The sequence below is a fragment of the Caballeronia jiangsuensis genome (assembly GCF_046030135.1).
GTDB classification, from domain to species: domain Bacteria; phylum Pseudomonadota; class Gammaproteobacteria; order Burkholderiales; family Burkholderiaceae; genus Caballeronia; species Caballeronia jiangsuensis.
Map to the genome: position 1 here is coordinate 100,275 of NZ_JAQQDB010000024.1, position 17,898 is coordinate 118,172.

The following is a 17,898-nucleotide window of genomic DNA, read 5'->3' on the forward strand; positions in this document are numbered from 1 at the left end:
GTTGTGGCGATCGAATGCGCCGAAGATGACGATGCGCGGCTTCGACACGGGGCAAGCGTTTGCCAGATGGCCTCCTTTCGGGCAGCGGGAAAGACGCCGAAAACGCGCCCTCACGATCGTCTAATTCTCCCCGATCAAACTTCCTCTCACACGCTGCATGACAGGAGGGAGAGATGAAGATCGAACCGACGCCCATCGTGGCCGCATCGCTGATCGCGGGGGACGGCGAGCGCGATGCATCGTCCGAAGCAACGCGCGACGACGCAATCGCCGCTTCCGAGCCGATGCGCTACGAAGATCTCCTGCCCTATCTGCTTTTGCCGATGGCCGGCGCGTATTGAATCCGAACCGCTGGAGCACCCGATGTTCATCCGAAACGGCGTCACGTATGAGTTCCATCACATGGGCATCCCGACGCGCGAGCCGCGCGAAGGCGAGCGCTACAGCGCGCAGTTCCGCATGCATACGAGCGACGCCGATTGCGAACTCATGCGCGTGCAATATCACCGTTTCGAAGAAGGCAGCACGCTGCCCGAGTTGATGCGCACCGTGCCGCATGCCGCGTTCAAGGTCAGCGATCTGACGAAAGCGATCGAAGGCAAGCTCGTGCTGCTCGGCCCGTACGAACCGATCGACGGCTTTCGCGTCGCGGTGATTCGAGACGGCGAAGCGCCCGTCGAACTGATCGAAACGACTCTCGCCGACGAGCAGATCTGGGGTCGCGCGAAGAGCGGCACGCGGGCATCGATTTATCGTTGAAGCCACGCGGCAGACACACGCACGAAAATTCAAGAGGCCGCTTCGATGAGCGGCCTCTTCTCGCGTTTCTGGGAGCCTTCGTGGGACGCAACCGGCCGGAGCCGGTTCGTCGTGGCGTACAGCGTCAGGCCGTCACGCGCGTGATGCCGCCGCTCGACAGGAGCCGCACGCGCTGGCCGGCATAGAACATCTGGCCATCGGCGGCCTGGGTGATCGCGCGCAGATCGCCGTTGTCGAGCCGCACCGTGATCTCGAGTCCCTTCTGCCGTTCGAGATGGTCCTGCACCTGATCGCCCGCCACCGCGCCGGCCAGTCCGCCGATCACGCCCGCGAGCAACGAGCCGTGTCCGCCCCCGACCGCGCTGCCCGCGACCGCACCGAGCAGGCCGCCGCCGAGCGCGCCGAGCGGGCTCGACTGGCCGTCGTTGTTTTCGATCGTCACGCCGCGCACGCTTTCGACGGTCGCCATGCGCACGGTTTCCTCGTGCTGCGTCTGCATGCTGTTGTACACGTCGGCGGAACTGCCCATTGACGCACAACCGCTCATCCCCACCGTGCAGGCGACGGCGAGCGCGCATACCGCGATAGTCGATTTGTTCATTTTTTGCTCCTCAGATCGGACGATGTCTTTGTTGGGTTCGGCTCGCGCTGCGTGTGTCGCGTTGCCATGGAATGCATCGTAAAGAGGCTGAATGAGCGCTGAATGATGACGCGCGGCGTGCTTGACCTTCATGATTGAAGCGCTTATACAGAACTCTCACCGCTCGCGACCGGAGTCCTGAATGACAAGAAACGCGATTCCCCTGGTGGTTTGCGCCGTCGCTCTCGCTGCGTGTTCCACCGACGGCTCCAACACGCCACCACCGCCCGGCACCACGACGACCACGCTGCCCTCCGGCGGCATCTACAAAGGCACGCTCAAAGGCAGCACCGCCGAAGCCACCCTGCTCATGCTCTTCGATGGCACCGCGTATCTCTTCTACGGAGGCGCGGGCGGCACGGGACTCGCGGGCGTCGCGGTCGCGAAGAACGGCGCGCAATCGGGCAACGGGCGCTTCACCAGCGACTCCGCATTCGACTACCGCATCGGCCGGGGGAGCGCATCGCCGGCCGTGTTCAACGCGGACTTCGCGCACGCGCCGGCCGTCGATGGAACCGTCGCGAACAAGGACGGCAGCGCGGGGCTCGCGTTCTCCGCCAGCGCCGCGACGATACTCGATATCGCGCCGACCCGCGCCAACCTCGGCGGACTGTATAGCGGGCGCGGCATGGCGCTCGGCGGCACGACGCAGACACGCATCACGATCGCGGGCGACGGCTATCTGGCCGGCACGACGACATCCGGCTGCATCTTCAAGGGCACGGCCGCGCCGCACGAAGGCGCGAACGCATACGACGTCTCGGTGACATTCGGCCCCGCGCCCTGCCCGCTTCCCGATGCGACCGTGACCGGTAACGCGGTGCTCGACAGCGCACGCCTCATCGTGGCGCTGCCGAGCCCGAATCGGTCCGACGTGTTTCTTTTCGACGGCCGGAAATAGATGCCGCATGGATCGCTGCGCGGCCTCGAAAATTAGTCATCCAATGCTTACATAAGCGTTTTCTATCCTAAGATTGTTTCACTGCAGGCAGCGTCGCAGCGTTCGCGTCCGGTCGTTTCCGGCCGCGCGCTTCGGCGATCGTAGTCGTGTGTCGTTCAGTGCAATTTCCCAAGGAGTCTTGCTTTGCATGGAACCGGTCCACGGCGCCGAGCCGCCCGAACCGGTCGACAACAACAGGAGACAAACCAGATGAATGCAACGCTGAAGCTTTTGCCGCTGGCCGTCGGTGCAATGTTCGCCTGCCTGCCGTATGCGAACGCCGCGCAGGACAACGTCAACACGCTTTCGAACTTCCGTCAGACCGGCAACGCCACGCCGGCGGAAACCGTCCCGCAAGCCGGCCAGACCGCCGACGCGCTGCGCAAGAATCTCGAACAGATCAAGCTGCCGCCGGGCTTCAAGATCGAGCTGTACGCGGTGGTGCCGGAAGCCCGCGCGATGGCGATCGAGCCTTCGACGGGCGTGGTGTTCGTCGGCACGCGCAAGAATCGCGTGTGGCAGGTCACCGATCGGACCAAACAGCGCGTCGCGAGCGATGTGGTGCAGTTCGCGTCGTCGGTGACGTTCAAGGTGCCCAACGGCGTGTGCTTCTCGCCGGACGGCGTGCTCTACGTGGTCGAGCAGAATCGCGTGCTGGGTTTTCCGGCCGCGCAGTTCTTCGGCGAAGGCGGGCCGGATGTCGCGGCGGCGGTCGTCGTCCCGCAGGGCAAGCTGATTCCGACTCAGTTCGAAAGCTTCAATCACGGCGCGCGCTACTGTCGTATCGGGCCGGACAAGAAGCTGTACGTCGCGCTCGGCCAGCCGTGGAACGTGCCGCCGAAGGACAAGCTCGCGGAACTCGATCGCAACGGGCTCGCCGGCATTATTCGTCTGGATCAGGACGGCAAGAACCGCGAAGTGTATGCGCATGGCGTGCGCAATTCGGTCGGCCTCGATTTCAATCCGAAGGACAAGACGCTCTGGTTCACCGATAACCAGGTCGACGGCATGGGCGACGACATCCCGCCCGGCGAGCTGAACCACGCGACCAAGGGCGGCGAGAATTTCGGCTTCCCGTGGTACGGCGGCGGCAAGGTGCGCACGGTGGAATACAAGGACCAGAACCCGCCGGCGGGCGTCGTGTTTCCGCAGGTCGAGTTCGCCGCGCACGCCGCCGATCTTGGCATGTCGTTCTATAACGGCAAGATGTTCCCGCAGAAGTATCAGGGCGGCGTTTTCGATGCGGAGCACGGCTCCTGGAACCGCACCAAGCCGATCGGCGCGCGCCTCATGTTCATCCCGATCAAGGACGACGGCACCGCCGGCGAAGCGGAAGTCTTCGCGGAAGGCTGGCTCACGTCGACGGGCGAATACATGGGCCGCCCCGTCGATGTGCAGATGTTGCAGGACGGTTCGCTCCTCGTCTCCGACGACTACGCAGGCGCGATCTACCGCATCTCGTACACGGGGGCCAAATGAGGATCGCGTTGACGGCGGCAATGCTGGCGGGCGTGCTCGCGGCGATGTCGCACGCCGCGTTCGCCGCCGGCGATGTCAAAGCCGGGCGCGCGAAGGCGACGGCATGCGCGGCGTGTCACGGCATCGACGGCATGTCGAAACTGCCGGAAGCGCCCAATCTCGCCGGGCAGACGGAGGAGTATCTCGTGAAGGCGCTCAACGATTTCCGCTCGGGCGAGCGCAAGAACGAGATGATGTCGATGATGGCGAAAACCTTGTCGGATGCAGATGTCGCCAACCTGGCGGCGTACTACCACAGCCTCGGCAAGCAGTGAACGGCGACAAAGTGTTGCAAATTTGCTGCGGTACAAACCCGATTGCGATTTTTTTTGTTTTAGGTGTTGACTCGGAGGCTTAAGGGTTTATACTTACACCTGTCTCCTCCATGTCTCAACCGATGTGGATTCAAGCCCGCTCAACTGAAGCGGGCTTTTTTTTGGCCTTTTTTTCCCGCTCTCTACGCTAGCGCTCGTCCGGCATTTCGCCGCGCAACTCGGCCTCGATCCGGTCTATCGACGGCAGAGTGGTCTCCAGCGACGCCGGAACTTCCCGAAGCAGTTGATATTCGGCCACGCCTATCGGATTGGCGACCCCTCGCAGCGCATATTCGGCGACGAGCCGGTTCTTCTCCTTGCACAGCAAAAGCCCGATCGTCGGCTGATCTTCGGGCGCTTTTAGTTGCGCATCGACGGCGGACAGGTAGAAATTGAGCTGGCCCGCGTATTCCGGTTTGAACGGCGTCGTTTTCAGTTCGACCACCACGTAGCAGCGCAGCTTCAGGTGGTAGAACAGCAAATCGATGAAGAACTCGTCGCCGCCCACGTCGAGCCGGTATTGCCGGCCGACAAAAGCAAAACCCGCCCCTAGTTCCAGCAGAAACCGCGTGATGTGACGCGTGAGCGCCTGTTCGATATCGCGTTCCTGCGCGTTCTCGGCCAATCCGAGGAAATCGAATATATAGGGATCTTTCAGCGCGTCGCGCGCCAGATCGGATTGCGGCGGCGGCAGCCGCTCGCCAAAATTCGTGACGGCGCTGCCGTTGCGCGCGTGCGCGAGGGTTTCGATCTGCATCACGAGAACCTGACGCGACCAGCCGTGCTCGAGCGCCTTTGCCGCGTACCAGCTCCGGTCGTCAGGGTTCTTCAGCTTGTCCAGCAGTGTGCAGAGATGGAACCACGGCAATTGTGCAGCAGGCTGCTGCACGAATCCCTCGTCCGGCCACGCCTGCGCCAGTGCGCGCATGTACTTGAGATTACGCACCGAGAAGCCGCGCATGTCGGGAAACGCGGATTTCAGGTCACGCGCGAGCTGGTCGATGACGCCGGCGCCCCAGCCTTGTCGTCGCTGGCGATCGAGGATGTCCCGACCGATCTGCCAATACAACGTGACGAGTTCGCGGTTCGCGCTGGCCGCGGCACGCTGGCGCGCCCGCTCGACGCGCAGTTTCAGATCGGCGAGCCAGCGCCGGTAATCGTCGCCCCAGACGGTGGAAAGATTGGCGGTCATGCAGTTCTAGGTCGACGCCGGTTGTTCTGGAGCGGTCATTATCGACGGATTCGACCTGTCGGAACATGTCGCCCACGCAACCGCGCCTCTCCCCGGCGAGGCGCGGTTGCGATTCTGGCGATCGCGTACTTCTGCGTCTGTGTTGGTCTCCCGACGCGCCCCTCGCGCAAGGCTTGGGGTTACCTTCCCAGGCTCTTAGGCCTCGATGCTTTATGTTGTCCACAGTTTTCGTGCACAAGCCTGTGGATATCGTTTTGGGTTTTGCTGCAACGCATTGATTCGACAACGCTTACACCCACCGCCCAGCGACGCGCCCCGTTCGCGCCCGCCGGCTTAGTCGGCGTTCGGCATGCAGGACGCGAGGATCGCGTCGATGCGATTCATCTCGATGCTGAAAATCGACTGCGGCGCGGTGGCGTTCAGTTCGTCCGCGGCGGAGCGCGGCAGCGCCATCGCAATAGTGGCCGTCGCGAGCAGCGCAACAACCACCGACAGGAACCAGGAAATAAAGGCCATCGCCAACCTCGTCAAGAAAAGTCTCTCTGAATCGGCGCGCGTGAACGTCAGCGCGTGATGTGAAGAGTACGGCCGCGCGATGCTTCGCACAGCCCTCCGGACGGGGGGACTTGAAGGAGGGTAACTACGGACGCAAGCGCGGCGAGGGCGTGGTCGAAACGTCTTGCGCGAGCGCCGCGGCTTCCTGCGCGCGTATCGCGCGGAGAAAGCCTTCGCGTTCGCGCAGGCGGCGCCAGTACGCGGCAATCGATGGCGCGAAGCCTTCGCTCAGATCCAGAAACTCCGCGAGCATCAGCGCATAGCCGACGGAAATGTCCGCCGCCGTGAAGCGCCCCGCGCACAGATAATCTTGCGCGTCGAGAAGCGGCGCGAGCGTGCGCAGGCGTGCGTGGAACCAGCGCGCGTAGTCATCGACGATCTGCGGCTGCAAGCGCTCCGGCGGCTCCAGATGCGCATAGCGCAGAACGAGCGTCTGCGGAAAGGTGAGCGTCGCTTCGCCGAAATGCAGGAAGTTGAGATAGCGGCCGAAATCCGCCTCGTGCGGCGCGACATCGAGCGCGCCCGACGAATAGCGCGCCGCCAGATACTGGCAGATCGCCGACGATTCCGTCATGAAGAGCGCGCCGTCCTCGAACGCGGGAATCGTGCCGAGCGGGTTCACGTCCTTGAAACCGCGAGCGAACACACGCGGCGGAAACGGCAACATCTTCAGTTCATAAGGCACGCCGATCTCTTCCAGCGCCCACAGCGGCCGGAACGAGCGCGCGCTCACGCAGTGATGCAGCGTAATCACGTCGATATGCTCCGTTCAGCCGAGCCAGGAAGGCTTGCGCTTTTCGAGGAAACTGCGCACGCCTTCGCGACCTTCGTCCGATGCGCGAATCCGCGCGATGCGTTCGGCGGTCTCCCCGATCAATGCTTCGTCGATATTCTTGCCCGCGAAATCCGCGACGAGCCGCTTGCATTCGCGCACGCCGTTCGGGCTGTTCGCGGCGATGCTCGCGGCGATCGCATCGACGCAGGCATCGAGTTGATCGGCGGCGACGGCTTCATGAACGAAGCCCAGCCGCAGCGCTTCGGCGGCATCGAAGCGTTCCGCCGTCACGAAGTACCGATGCGCCGCGCGCGCGCCCATGGCGCGGATCACGTAGGGCGCGATCGTCGCGGGCATCAGGCCGAGCTTCGCTTCGGAGAGACAGAAGTGCGCCGTATCCGCCGCAACCGCGATGTCGCACACCGCGACGAGGCCCATGCCGCCCGCATAGGCGTCGCCCTGCACGCGCGCGATCACCGGCTTGCTGCACGCGTAGATTGTGTTGAGCATGGTCGCGAGGCCGAGCGCATCGGCGCGGTTCTCCGCTTCCGAATAGCCCGCCATGCGCTTCATCCAGTTGAGATCGGCGCCCGCGCAGAACGCCGGGCCGCTCGCGGCGAGCACGATGACGCGCACGTTGGCGTCGTCGTCGAGCGCGCGGAAGGCAGCGGTCAGTTCGACGATGGTCGCGTCGTCGAACGCGTTGCGCACGTCGGGGCGATCGAGCGTCACGCGTGCGACGTGTCCTTCGATGCCGAGCTTCAGGCGTTGCAGATTCGATGCGTCGGTCACGGTGTCGTCTCCCTGATGTACTCGACTTGAGCGTTACTCAATTTATATAGGCAGCCTGTCGGCGTTGATCGTTTAGTGTCTTCGAAAAACGCGCAAAACGTCAACTCAATTCTTTGAGCTTCACTCACAATTCGGTGATGCGACAATCATCCGACGAGACTCATACCCAACATGTCATAAAGCCAGCATGCGCCGACGTAATATAGTCGTATATATTACGGTGCTCGCCGAACCGCACGGCCACACGCTCGCGGCCTGCAACGTGCCGTCCAAGGTCGATCCATAAACAGAATTTCAACTCGATTCAAGGAGCTTTACGTGAAGACTCGTATTTTGCGCGCTTTGCTTTCCGCCTTCGTTCCGTTAGCTGTCGGTGTCACCGCGGGCATCGCTGCCACGCCGGCGCTTGCGGGCGAAGTGCAGGTCGCGGTCGCCGCCAACTTCACGGCGCCCGTGCAGGCAATCGCCGCGGACTTCGAGAAGGATACGGGCAACAAGGTCGTCGCATCCTTCGGCGCGACGGGTCAGTTCTACGCGCAAATCAAGAACGGCGCACCGTTCGAAGTGTTCCTCGCCGCCGACGATTCCACGCCCGCCAAGCTCGACAGCGAAGGCGCGACGGTACCCGGCAGCCGCTTCACCTATGCGACGGGCGCGCTCGCGCTGTGGTCCGCGAAGGACGGTTACGTCGACGACAAGGGCGAAGTGCTGAAGAAGAACGACTTCAGGCATATCGCGATCGCCAATCCGAAGGCCGCGCCTTACGGTCTCGCCGGCTATCAGACGCTCGACAAGCTCGGACTGACCGCCGAGATCAAGCCGAAGGTCGTCGAAGGTCAGAACATCTCGCAGACGCAGCAGTTCGTCGCGACGGGCAATGCGGAACTCGGCTTCGTCGCGCTGTCGCAGATCTACAAGGACGGCAAGATCACGAGCGGCTCGGCGTGGATCGTCCCGTCCGATCTGCACGAGCCGATCAAGCAGGACGCCGTGATCCTGAACAAGGGCAAGGACAATCCGGTCGCGAAGCAGTTCATCGATTATCTGAAGGGGCCGAAAGCCGCCGCGGTGATCAAGTCCTACGGCTATCAACTGTAATTCCGCCGATGCCGCTCGATAGCGCCGATCTCCAGGCCATCACGCTGACGCTCGAACTGGCGTCGCTGACGACGGTGCTTCTGCTCCTCGTCGGCACGCCGATCGCGTGGTGGCTCACGCATACGCACTCGAAGGTGAAAGGCATCGTCGGCGCGGTGGTGGCGTTGCCGCTCGTGCTGCCGCCGACCGTCATCGGCTTCTATCTGCTCGTGCTGATGGGACCGAACGGCTATGTCGGCAAGCTGACGCAGGCGCTCGGCATCGGCCTGTTGCCGTTCACGTTCACCGGGCTCGTGGTCGGCTCGGTGATCTATTCGTTGCCCTTCGTCGTGCAGCCGTTGCAGAACGCGTTCGAAGCAATCGGCCGCCGTCCGCTCGAAGCCGCCGCGACGCTGCGCGCCGGTCCGTGGGACACGTTCTTCGCGGTGGCGCTGCCGCTCGCGCGGCCGGGCATCGTCACGGCGACGATTCTCGGCTTCGCGCATACCGTCGGCGAATTCGGCGTCGTACTGATGATCGGTGGCAATATTCCGGGGCGCACGCGCGTCGTGTCCGTGCAGATCTTCGATCACGTCGAGGCGCTCGAATACGCCCAGGCGCACTGGCTCGCCGGCGGCATGGTGGTATTCTCGTTCGTCGTTCTTCTCATGCTCTATTCCAGCCGACGTTCCGTTGCGGCTCATGTCTGAACTCACTTCCTCCCGTCTGACGCTCGGCCGCGCGCACACCCGTTCCGACGAAGCCATCGCGGCGCGCTTTCTCGTCGAGCACAAGGGCTTCACCTTCGATCTCGATCTTACGCTGCCCGGGCGCGGCGTCACCGCGATCTTCGGCCACTCCGGTTCCGGCAAGACCACGCTCCTGCGATGCCTCGCGGGGCTCGCGCGGCCGCGCGTCGGGCGGCTCGTCGTCAATGGCGAAGTGTGGCTCGATACCGATCGCAACATCTTTCTGCCGACGCACAAGCGGCCGCTCGGCTATGTGTTTCAGGAAGCAAGCCTCTTTCCGCATCTGAGCGTGAAGAAGAACCTGCGCTTCGGGCTCGATCGCGTTCAGGCGGCGGAGCGGCGCGTGGATCTGTCGCAGGCGGCGGAACTGCTCGGCATCGGGCATTTGCTGGAGCGCATGCCCGCCGGTTTGTCGGGCGGCGAGCGGCAGCGCGTGGGCATCGCGCGGGCGCTCCTGACGAGCCCGCGGCTGCTCTTGCTCGACGAACCGCTCGCGTCGCTCGATCAGAAGCGCAAGCTCGAAATCCTTCCGTATCTGGAACGCCTGCACGATGAGCTGGATATCCCCGTGCTCTACGTGAGCCACGCGCCGGAAGAAGTCGCGCGCCTCGCGGATCATCTCGTGCTGCTCGAAGGCGGCCGCGCGCTCGCGAGCGGCCCGATCGCCGATACGCTCGCACGCCTCGACCTGCCGCTCGCCGTCGCCGACGATGCATCGGTCGTGTTCGAAGGCATCGTCGATGGATACGACAGCGCGTACGGCCTGCTCACGCTCGCTTTGCCGGGTTCGCGCGCGAAGCTCGCCGTCGTGCATGCGCCCGTCGCAGAAGGCAAGACGATGCGCGTGGCCGTGAAGGCGCGCGACGTCAGTCTCATCACGGGCACGCACGAACATGAACGCAGCAGCGTGCTCAACATGCTGCCCGCGACAGTCGTCGGCATTGCGAACGACGCCAATCCGTCGCAAGCCGTGGTGCGTCTCGATGTCGACGGCTCGCCGCTGCTCGCGCGCGTCACGCGCTATTCGATGGACCGGCTCGCGATCGTCGAAGGCATGCGCTTGTGGGCGCAGGTCAAGGCGGTGTCGCTACTCGCCTGAGCGCGCCTTCAGCGCGGCGTACTGCAGGAGCATGATCGTCTTGCCGTCCATGATTTCGCCGCGCTCGATCATCTGCATGGCCGTCTGCAGCGGCACCTCGATCGTCTCGATCTCCTCGCCCTCTTCCTCGACGCCGCCGCCCGCCGATACGCGCATCGAGCCGTCGTAGTCGCCGATATAGAAGTAGAGCTTCTCCGTCACCGATCCGGGACTCATGAACGCCTCGAAGATCTTTTCGACGTGATGCACCCGGTAGCCCGTTTCCTCTTCCACTTCGACGCGGATGCGCTCTTCCGGCGTTGCGTCGTCGAGCAGGCCGCCGGGCGCTTCGATCAGCATGCCGTCGTGTCCGTTGACGAACGCGGGCATGCGGAACTGACGCGTCAGCAGCACGTTGCCGGTCTTGCGGTCGCGCAGCAGGATGGTCGCGCCGTTGCCGCGATCATAGGTTTCGCGGCTTTGGCGCTGCCATGCGCCGTCGCGACGCTGAAAATCGAAGGTCACTTTCCTGAGGACGTACCAGTCGTCAGACAGCACTTCGGTTTTGAGGATGCGCACGCGCTCTTTCGTTTCCATCGGATCACCTGTTCGACAACTCGTTGGACTCATGGTAACGTGCAATTTCGTGCAACATCAAGATAATTCGTGCAATCTCATGTTGACCAGCCAACGCAAGAAAGCGATCCTCGACGCCCTGAAGCGCGACGGCCAAGTGCTCGCCACGGAATTGAGCGCGCGTTTCGGCGTTTCCGAGGACACCGTGCGGCGCGACCTGCGCGAACTCGCCGCCGAAGGACTGCTGCAGCGCGTGCATGGCGGCGCACTGCCCGCTTCGCCTGCGGTCGCGCCGTTCGCGCGGCGCGAGGAAATGGAATCGGATGCGAAACGGCGCATCGCGAGGAAAGCGGCGGAAATGATCGCACCGGGACAGATCGTGATCGTCGATGGCGGCACGACCTCCGCGCTGCTCGTGCGTCAACTGCCGGAGAATCTGCGCGCGACGATCGTCACGCATAGCCCGAGCGTCGCGGTTGCGCTGGCGGAACACGCATCGGTGGAAGTCGTGCTGATCGGCGGCAAGCTCTACAAGCATTCGATCGTCACCGTGGGCGCGGCCGCCGTCGAAGCCATGTCGCACATCCATGCCGATATCTATTTCATGGGCGTGACCGGCGTGCATCCGACGGCCGGACTCACCACCGGCGATTTCGAGGAAGCGCACATCAAGCGCGCGCTCGCGGCGCGGGCGGCGGAAACCGTCGTGCTCGCGTCGGCGGCGAAGCTCAATGCGGCGTCGGCTTACAAGATCGGCGGGATCGAACTCGCGCAGACGATCATCGTCGAGGAAGCAGCCGACACGAAGCTGACCGAGCCGATAGAACAGGCCGGAATTACCGTGCTGCGCGCCTGAACGCTCGACAATTTCTTACCGGGTAACGCGCCGAAAAATACCGGACCGCTCGTGTAATTGAATTTCTCCGGCAAGTGGAATAGCGTTGAAAGATGCGCCATGTCCAGTCAACAGCGGAGGTCGGTTTTCCGTTATAGGCATCGACACCGCAAACAATTTTTCTGGAGAAGGTCGTGAATCGCCTGAAGGCTTTTATCGCGCTATCGCTGATCGCGAGCGCGGGCGTGACCGCCAACGCGTACGCATGGGCGCGCGTCGGCGTGTGGGTCGGCGGACCCGTGTATTACCCGTACCCCGTCGCACCCGTGCCGTACTACTACTATCCGCCGCCGCCCGTGGTCGTCCAGCCGTCCGCGCCGGTTCAGTATGTCGAGCAGGGCCAGGCCGCCGCCGATCCGGGCGCGCCCGCCCAGCAAGCCGGCATGTGGTACTACTGCGACTCCGCGAAGGCCTACTACCCGTACGTGAAGCAATGTTCCGACGCGTGGCGTCCGGTTCCGGCTACGCCGCCGCCGTCGAACTGATGCCTTTTCTGCGCCCCGAAACAGACAACGAAGCGAATTCGCAAGACTCCATGAACTACTCAAGGCTTGCCCTGCTCCTTGCGGCAATCGGCCTTTCGGCCTGTACCGTGATGCCTACCGGCCCGAGCGTGATGGCGCTGCCCGGCAGCACCAAGACGTTCGACCAGTTCCGCGCGGACGATTCCTCATGCCGCCAGTTCGCGCTCAATCAGGTCGGCGGCGTCGATGCCAATCAGGCGGCAACCAATAGCGCGGTCGGCAGCGCGGTCGTCGGCACTGCGCTCGGCGCGGCGGCGGGCGCGGCGTTCGGCGGCGGCTCGGGCGCGGCCATCGGCGCGGGAGCGGGCTTGCTGACCGGCAGCGCGTTCGGCGTCGGCGCATCGCAGGCATCGGGTTACAACGTCCAGCAACGCTACGATTACGCGTATCTGCAATGCATGTACGCCGCTGGCGACAAGGTGCCCGTGCGCGGCGCGACGCGCACCGTCCAGCCTTCCGGCGCTTACAGCACCACGCCACCGCCGCCGCCTCCGCCGCCGGGCTGGCAGCCGCCGCCCGGAACGTACTAACAGATTTGTCAGCGCCGCACGCGCCGGTCGTCGTCGACGGCGTTCAGCGGCGCGCCGGGTACGAACGCCGGTGCGACGAGCAGGCCCGTCACCCAGCCGATGTAAAACCGCAAGTCGCTCCAGAATTCCGATCGTTCATAAACGCGAAAAGCCTCTACGTGCGCGAGCCATAGCACGAGTTGCAGCGCGCCCGTCAGCACGAGCCAGGCGAGCGCGATCACTCCGGTCGCGCGGGCGCAGCGCCTGAACGTCGACGCATCCCACTGCTCCCGCACGATGATGCATCCCGCGATCAGCACGCCGGTCGCCGGAATCACGCTCGTCACGAGCACGTGCGCGCTCCATCCGAATATCACGCCCGCGACGAAGCTGACGATCACCGCGAGCGCCGCCACGGACCACGCGATCCACGACGGCGCGCGCGCCGCCATCCACGCGAGCGTGATGAAAAACGGTATGAGCGCCCATTGCAGCGCCTGCGCGACGGCTTTCGCGAGGTTTTCGCCCGCGTGCTCGTTCGAATGGCTCGCCGCGACATACACGGTGATCGCTTCATGCACGCAGACGGCGACGATCGCGAAGCTCAACGCCTCGCACGCGGCGAACGCGGGCGATTTCTCCGCGTGCTCGGGCGCATCGCCGAGACCGCGCACGCGCTCCAGCACCGGTTCGACGAAGAACGCGAGAATCGCGCCGATCAGCAGCGCGGCGGCAGCATCGGTCAGCGAAAAATGGCCGAAGACGGAAAAGAGACCTTGCCACAGAAATTCGGGCGCGGCCGCGCACACGGCCACCCACAGCGCGAAGAAGAACCCGTTCGAAGCACTTCTGAGCGGCATGGCCACCTCGATGCGTTTTTATTGTTCCGGCAGCGGCGCTTCCTTCACGCGGTCGATCAACGCCGTGCGCACGCGCTCGCGCAAGTCGGCGGGCATCGAAAAACATTCGTAGGCGAGCGCCTGTGCGACGGTCACGATGCGCATTTCCTCGTAGCGCCGCCCGCTTTCGATCATGGCTTCGAACGCGTTGGCGCGCTCGTTGATTTCGATCGGATCGGCATCGACGAGCAGAACGGCATGCGCGAGCACCGCGTAAAGCGGCTGATCCTTGTCGCCGTGCGGCACGCGCCGCCAGTACTGCGCCGTGCCCGCGACCTTGCGCGCGTCGTCGCCGGGGCCCCACGCGAGATTGAAGCGGCCGTCGCAGAAAGAGCCTTCGACGGCCTGCCAGTGCGTCAGCACGCCGAGCGAGTTGAGCGCATCCGCGAGAATCCGGCACAGATGCACGTAGACGGTTTCGGAGAGCGTGCCCATCGGCGCGCGCACCGGATACGCGAGGCTCAGATTGAGAATGCCCGGGCCTTGCGGCACGAGGCCGCCGCCCGACAGACGCAGCCACACGGGACAGCCGCGCTGCGCGAACGCCTCGCGCGCATCGGCGAGCGCCGCGTAACGCTGATAGCTGCGCGGCACGACCAGCGAAACAGGTGCTTCCCAGACGTGCGCGACGGCCTCGCCGGCGGCCGCGCGTGAGAGCAGCGCTTCCTCGGCGTCGAGCGGATTGCCGGAAAGGGAAGCGGGATCGATCAGTTGGAAGGGCATGGCATCGATGTCCGGGCGCGTCGCGGGCGACGCCATCCAAGCATGGTAGCGAATAACCGCGACAAACGAGCGCGCCCCGTCGGCGGCCTTCTCCGGCGGGGCGCGCGCGGCTCGGTCAGCCTGCCCTTGCCACGTGCTCCTTCAGCATCGCATTGACTTCGTTCGCCTTCTCCATCTGGCTCATGTGGCCGGCGTCGTCGAACACGCGCACGGTCGCGCCTTCCGGTGCGTGCTTCGCATGCGCGGCGGGAATGATCTGGTCCTTTTCGCCCCAGATCACGAGCACCGGCTTGCCCGTCGCGGCCAGCTTGCTGCCCGGCTGCGCGCTCTGCCTGCCGCCCGCGAACAGTCCGCCGTTGAGCGATGTCAGCGCGTCGCTGACGCCATCGAGCCGTTTGTACTTCAGCAGATCGTCGAGCATCTGACGGCTCACCAGATCGGGATTCGCGAACAGCAGTTCGACGACCGGCTTCAGTTCGCGCCGCGATTCCGCTGTCACGAAGCCTTCGGTGTACGCGTTGTTCACTTCATCGCCGAAACCGGCGGGCGAAATCAGCGACACCGATTGCACGCGCGCCGGCTGATCGACGGCCATCTGCGCCGCGATGCCGCCGCCCATCGAGTGCCCGACGAGATGCGCGCGGTCGATCGACACCGCGTCCATGAACTTGCCGACGAAGCCCGCGAGGTCCGCCAGCGTCGTTCCCGGCACTTTCGGCGTCGATTGTCCGTGGCCCGGCAAATCCAGCGCGAACACGCGATTCTTCTCCGCGAGCGCGTCGAGATTGAAGAGCCAGTTGTCGAGATCGCCGCCGAAGCCGTGGATGAACAGCACGGCCGGACGGTTCGCATCGTCGCCGCCGCGCGATGCGTAGCGCACGCGGATGCCATCGACATCGACGAAGTGATACGCCGCCGCTTCCTCGCCCTCTTCTTCATCCTCGGCGGGCGTTACGTACGAGGCGACATACGCGTCGATATCGGCGTCGCTCACTTCGGAAGCCGCGAGCACGCCGAGCAGCGCCTTCACCGGCAACGTATCGCCCGCCGCCGCCACCTTGCGCCGCAGCAAGCCGGCGTCGGGCGCTTCGACGGCATTGGCGATCTTGTCGGTTTCGACATCGAGTATCGGCATGCCGACGGTGATCTCCGTGCCCTCCTCCACGAGCCACTCGTTGACCGTGCCTTCCTTCATCGACAAGCCCCACTTGGGCATCACGATCGGTATGATTGCGGACATCAGTGCTTTCCTCCCTTCATGGTTTTTCGTGCGGCGTCGGCGATCTGCGCGGCGCTCGGAATGTACAGATCTTCGAGCGTCGGCGAGAACGGCACCGGCGTATGCGGCGCGCAGACCATCTGGATGCCGGATTTCAGCGCGCCGAACGCCTGTTGCGCGACCTGGGCGGAAATATCGGTGGCGATATTGCAGCGCGGATTCGCTTCATCGACGACGACGAGCCGCCCCGTGTTCTCGACGGTTTCGAGCACCGTGTCGAGATCGAGGGGCGACAGCGTGCGCAAATCGACGACTTCCGCTTCGATGCCCTCCTTCGCGAGCGTCGATGCCGCTTCGAGCGCGCGATGCACCATCAGTCCATACGTGACGATCGACACATCCTTGCCGTCGCGCACGACGTTCGCCTCGCCGAACGGAATCGCGTACGAGTTCTCGGGCACTTCGCCTTCGAAGCCGTAGAGATTCTTGTGCTCGCAGAAGATGACGGGATCGTTGTCGCGGATCGCCTGGATCAACAAGCCCTTGGTGTCGTAAGGCGTGCTCGGGCAGACGACTTTCAGACCCGGAATATGCGTGAACAGGGAAGTCAGCATCTGACTGTGCTGAGCCGCCGCGCGAAAGCCCGCGCCGACCATCGCGCGGATCACGACAGGCGTCTCCGCCTTGCCGCCGAACATGTAGCGGAACTTGGCGGCCTGATTGAAGATCTGGTCGAAGCACACGCCCATGAAGTCGATGAACATCAGCTCCGCGACCGGGCGCATGCCGCACGCCGCCGCGCCGATCGCCGCGCCGACATACGCGGATTCCGAGAGCGGCGTGTCGAGCAATCGGTCGCCGTGCTTCGCGTAAAGTCCCTTCGTCACGCCGAGCACGCCGCCCCACGCGTCTTTCTCGCCGTCCGCGCCTGCGCCGCCGACGATGTCCTCACCCAGCACGATCACGCTCGGATCGCGCGTCATTTCCTGATCGATGGCTTCGTTGATCGCCATCTTCATGCTCAGTTTGCGGGCCATGGTGGTTATCTCCTCGATTTAGTATTTGACGTAGACATCGGTGAGCAGATCGGCGGCAGTCGGCAAAGGCGCGTCCTTCGCTTCCTGCACCGCGCGGTCGATCAGCGCGGCGACTTCCTTGTCGATCGCGTCGAGTTCCGCGGGGGAAATCACATCGGCTTGCGTGACGGCGGCCGCGAACTTCTTCAGGCAATCCTTGTTCGAGCGGATATCGTCGAGTTCGCCGGGCGCGCGATAAGTCTGCGCATCGCCTTCGAAGTGGCCGTAGAAGCGGATCATCTTGCATTCGAGCAGCGCCGGGCCGCCGCCTTCGCGCGCACGCTTGATCACTTCGCCCGCCGCCTCGTGAACCGCGAAGAAATCGGTGCCGTCGACGGTCACGCCCGGAATGCCGAAGCCCGCCGCGCGATCGACGTAACTATCGACCGCCGTGCCGTAATCGCGCGCCGTCGATTCCGCATAGCCGTTGTTCTCGATCACGAAGATCACCGGCAGATTCCACACGGCCGCGAGGTTCAGGCTTTCGAGGAACGTGCCCTGGTTCGACGCGCCATCGCCCGCGAAGGTGATGCCCACTTCGCCCTTGCCGCGAAACTTCGCCGCGAGCGCCGCGCCGCAAATCAGGGGCGCGCCCGCGCCGAGGATGCCGTTCGCGCCCATCATTCCTTTCGACAGATCGGCGATATGCATCGACCCGCCCTTGCCGTTGCACGAACCGCCCTTCTTGCCGTAAATCTCCTTCATCATCGCGACCGGATCGACGCCCTTCGCGATGCAGTGCCCGTGTCCGCGGTGCGTGCTCGCGATGCGGTCGCCATCGGTCAGATGACTCATGATGCCGACGCCCGCCGCTTCCTCGCCCGCGTACAGGTGCACGAAACCGGGAATGTCGCCGCGTCCGAAATCGACGTGCAGACGCTCCTCGAAATCGCGAATCGTGCGCATCTTGCGATACGCGCCCAGCAGTTCTTCCTTCGAGAGCGGCAAGCCGCCCGCATGCTGTTGCGACGCTGTCATGTCTGTCTCCTTGGTGGATTAACGAAGCTCGAGCTGACGCATCAGCCCGGACGTGGGGGGGGGGGGGCGGCGGCCGGGCGCGGCGCGAGGGGCCAAGGCGTGTTACGTGA

22 protein-coding genes are annotated in these 17,898 nt (G+C 64.2%); 11 read left to right on the forward strand and 11 right to left on the reverse strand.

Translation table 11 applies throughout. The features are described 5' to 3' along the window. The first annotated feature begins 173 nt into the window (after nucleotides 1-173). Nucleotides 174-341 carry a hypothetical protein gene (locus tag PQR08_RS24145; protein WP_187603792.1) on the forward strand — a complete coding sequence of 56 codons (168 nt, stop codon included), beginning with the start codon at nucleotides 174-176 and terminating at the stop codon, nucleotides 339-341. Between the two features lie 22 nt (nucleotides 342-363). Continuing rightward, nucleotides 364-759 (forward strand): hypothetical protein, encoded by a 396-nt coding sequence (locus tag PQR08_RS24150; protein ID WP_408162505.1) that lies wholly within the window; start codon nucleotides 364-366, stop codon nucleotides 757-759. Nucleotides 760-883: 124 nt separating this feature from the next. Here the strand turns inward: PQR08_RS24150 and PQR08_RS24155 are convergent, their stop codons facing one another. Continuing rightward, the gene (locus PQR08_RS24155; protein WP_238294478.1) at nucleotides 884-1,360 is read right to left on the reverse strand and encodes an outer membrane lipoprotein; all 477 of its coding nucleotides are present in this window, start codon (nucleotides 1,358-1,360) and stop codon (nucleotides 884-886) included. Between the two features lie 181 nt (nucleotides 1,361-1,541). Here PQR08_RS24155 and PQR08_RS24160 point away from each other — a divergent pair, with 181 nt between their 5' ends. The 3 genes from PQR08_RS24160 to PQR08_RS24170 all read left to right on the forward strand — a co-directional run bounded on the left by PQR08_RS24160 (nucleotide 1,542) and on the right by PQR08_RS24170 (nucleotide 4,132). Then, nucleotides 1,542-2,300, forward strand: coding sequence for a hypothetical protein (locus PQR08_RS24160; RefSeq protein WP_250485705.1), 759 nt, complete (start codon nucleotides 1,542-1,544; stop codon nucleotides 2,298-2,300). 249 nt (nucleotides 2,301-2,549) lie between these two features. After that, nucleotides 2,550-3,818 carry a PQQ-dependent sugar dehydrogenase gene (locus PQR08_RS24165; protein WP_187603788.1) on the forward strand — a complete coding sequence of 423 codons (1,269 nt, stop codon included), beginning with the start codon at nucleotides 2,550-2,552 and terminating at the stop codon, nucleotides 3,816-3,818. Continuing rightward, on the forward strand, nucleotides 3,815-4,132 hold the full coding sequence (locus tag PQR08_RS24170; protein WP_250485706.1) for a c-type cytochrome: 318 nt from the start codon (nucleotides 3,815-3,817) through the stop codon (nucleotides 4,130-4,132). The genes PQR08_RS24165 and PQR08_RS24170 overlap by 4 nt, the downstream gene beginning before the upstream one ends. Before the next feature lie 187 nt (nucleotides 4,133-4,319). Here PQR08_RS24170 and PQR08_RS24175 read toward each other — a convergent pair whose 3' ends face one another. The 4 genes from PQR08_RS24175 to PQR08_RS24190 form a co-directional block, all read right to left on the reverse strand. Further along, nucleotides 4,320-5,363, reverse strand: a complete 1,044-nt coding sequence (locus tag PQR08_RS24175; RefSeq protein WP_250485707.1) for a PDDEXK nuclease domain-containing protein — start codon at nucleotides 5,361-5,363, stop codon at nucleotides 4,320-4,322. A 333-nt stretch (nucleotides 5,364-5,696) separates the two neighbouring features. Further along, nucleotides 5,697-5,879 (reverse strand): hypothetical protein, encoded by a 183-nt coding sequence (locus tag PQR08_RS24180; RefSeq protein ID WP_035507079.1) that lies wholly within the window; start codon nucleotides 5,877-5,879, stop codon nucleotides 5,697-5,699. Nucleotides 5,880-6,003: 124 nt separating this feature from the next. Continuing rightward, nucleotides 6,004-6,672: a glutathione S-transferase family protein gene (locus tag PQR08_RS24185; RefSeq protein ID WP_250485708.1), complete on the reverse strand. Its 669-nt coding sequence runs from the start codon at nucleotides 6,670-6,672 to the stop codon at nucleotides 6,004-6,006. A gap of 15 nt (nucleotides 6,673-6,687) precedes the next feature. Continuing rightward, the gene (locus PQR08_RS24190) at nucleotides 6,688-7,485 is read right to left on the reverse strand and encodes an enoyl-CoA hydratase/isomerase family protein (protein WP_250485709.1); all 798 of its coding nucleotides are present in this window, start codon (nucleotides 7,483-7,485) and stop codon (nucleotides 6,688-6,690) included. 342 nt (nucleotides 7,486-7,827) lie between these two features. Here PQR08_RS24190 and modA point away from each other — a divergent pair, with 342 nt between their 5' ends. Genes modA through modC form a run of 3 tightly spaced genes read left to right on the forward strand, consistent with a single transcriptional unit; the run spans nucleotide 7,828 to nucleotide 10,410 of the window. Beyond that, nucleotides 7,828-8,583: a molybdate ABC transporter substrate-binding protein gene (modA, locus tag PQR08_RS24195; protein ID WP_051627101.1), complete on the forward strand. Its 756-nt coding sequence runs from the start codon at nucleotides 7,828-7,830 to the stop codon at nucleotides 8,581-8,583. Between the two features lie 8 nt (nucleotides 8,584-8,591). Then, a complete protein-coding gene (gene modB, locus PQR08_RS24200; RefSeq protein ID WP_250485710.1) occupies nucleotides 8,592-9,272 on the forward strand; it encodes a molybdate ABC transporter permease subunit in 681 nt (226 codons plus the stop codon). Beyond that, a complete protein-coding gene (gene modC, locus PQR08_RS24205) occupies nucleotides 9,265-10,410 on the forward strand; it encodes a molybdenum ABC transporter ATP-binding protein (RefSeq protein WP_250485711.1) in 1,146 nt (381 codons plus the stop codon). Before modB ends, modC begins: the two co-directional genes overlap by 8 nt. Here modC and PQR08_RS24210 read toward each other — a convergent pair. After that, entirely contained in the window at nucleotides 10,399-10,986 is a 588-nt protein-coding gene (locus PQR08_RS24210) for an NUDIX domain-containing protein (protein WP_250485712.1), read from the reverse strand. The two genes, modC and PQR08_RS24210, sit on opposite strands and share 12 nt — an antisense overlap. A 31-nt stretch (nucleotides 10,987-11,017) precedes the next feature. Here PQR08_RS24210 and PQR08_RS24215 point away from each other — a divergent pair, with 31 nt between their 5' ends. The 3 genes from PQR08_RS24215 (at nucleotide 11,018) to PQR08_RS24225 (ending at nucleotide 12,914) form a co-directional block, all read left to right on the forward strand. Further along, a complete protein-coding gene (locus tag PQR08_RS24215; protein ID WP_187603779.1) occupies nucleotides 11,018-11,821 on the forward strand; it encodes a DeoR/GlpR family DNA-binding transcription regulator in 804 nt (267 codons plus the stop codon). 173 nt (nucleotides 11,822-11,994) lie between these two features. Beyond that, complete coding sequence (locus tag PQR08_RS24220; protein ID WP_187603778.1) at nucleotides 11,995-12,345, forward strand: hypothetical protein; 351 nt, start codon at nucleotides 11,995-11,997, stop codon at nucleotides 12,343-12,345. A gap of 50 nt (nucleotides 12,346-12,395) precedes the next feature. Beyond that, the gene (locus PQR08_RS24225) at nucleotides 12,396-12,914 is read left to right on the forward strand and encodes a YMGG-like glycine zipper-containing protein (protein WP_250485713.1); all 519 of its coding nucleotides are present in this window, start codon (nucleotides 12,396-12,398) and stop codon (nucleotides 12,912-12,914) included. A gap of 8 nt (nucleotides 12,915-12,922) precedes the next feature. On the opposite strand, the gene PQR08_RS24230 is transcribed toward PQR08_RS24225, so the two are convergent. The 5 genes from PQR08_RS24230 to PQR08_RS24250 form a co-directional block, all read right to left on the reverse strand. Then, the gene (locus PQR08_RS24230; protein ID WP_222946393.1) at nucleotides 12,923-13,753 is read right to left on the reverse strand and encodes a hypothetical protein; all 831 of its coding nucleotides are present in this window, start codon (nucleotides 13,751-13,753) and stop codon (nucleotides 12,923-12,925) included. Nucleotides 13,754-13,771: 18 nt separating this feature from the next. Beyond that, nucleotides 13,772-14,515 carry a lipoyl protein ligase domain-containing protein gene (locus PQR08_RS24235; RefSeq protein ID WP_250485714.1) on the reverse strand — a complete coding sequence of 248 codons (744 nt, stop codon included), beginning with the start codon at nucleotides 14,513-14,515 and terminating at the stop codon, nucleotides 13,772-13,774. A 115-nt stretch (nucleotides 14,516-14,630) separates the two neighbouring features. Next, a complete protein-coding gene (locus PQR08_RS24240) occupies nucleotides 14,631-15,755 on the reverse strand; it encodes an acetoin dehydrogenase dihydrolipoyllysine-residue acetyltransferase subunit (protein WP_250485715.1) in 1,125 nt (374 codons plus the stop codon). Further along, a complete protein-coding gene (locus PQR08_RS24245) occupies nucleotides 15,755-16,771 on the reverse strand; it encodes an alpha-ketoacid dehydrogenase subunit beta (protein ID WP_035507110.1) in 1,017 nt (338 codons plus the stop codon). Before PQR08_RS24245 ends, PQR08_RS24240 begins: the two co-directional genes overlap by 1 nt. A gap of 18 nt (nucleotides 16,772-16,789) precedes the next feature. Further along, nucleotides 16,790-17,788, reverse strand: a complete 999-nt coding sequence (locus tag PQR08_RS24250; RefSeq protein WP_035507112.1) for a thiamine pyrophosphate-dependent dehydrogenase E1 component subunit alpha — start codon at nucleotides 17,786-17,788, stop codon at nucleotides 16,790-16,792. Nucleotides 17,789-17,898 lie beyond the last annotated feature (110 nt).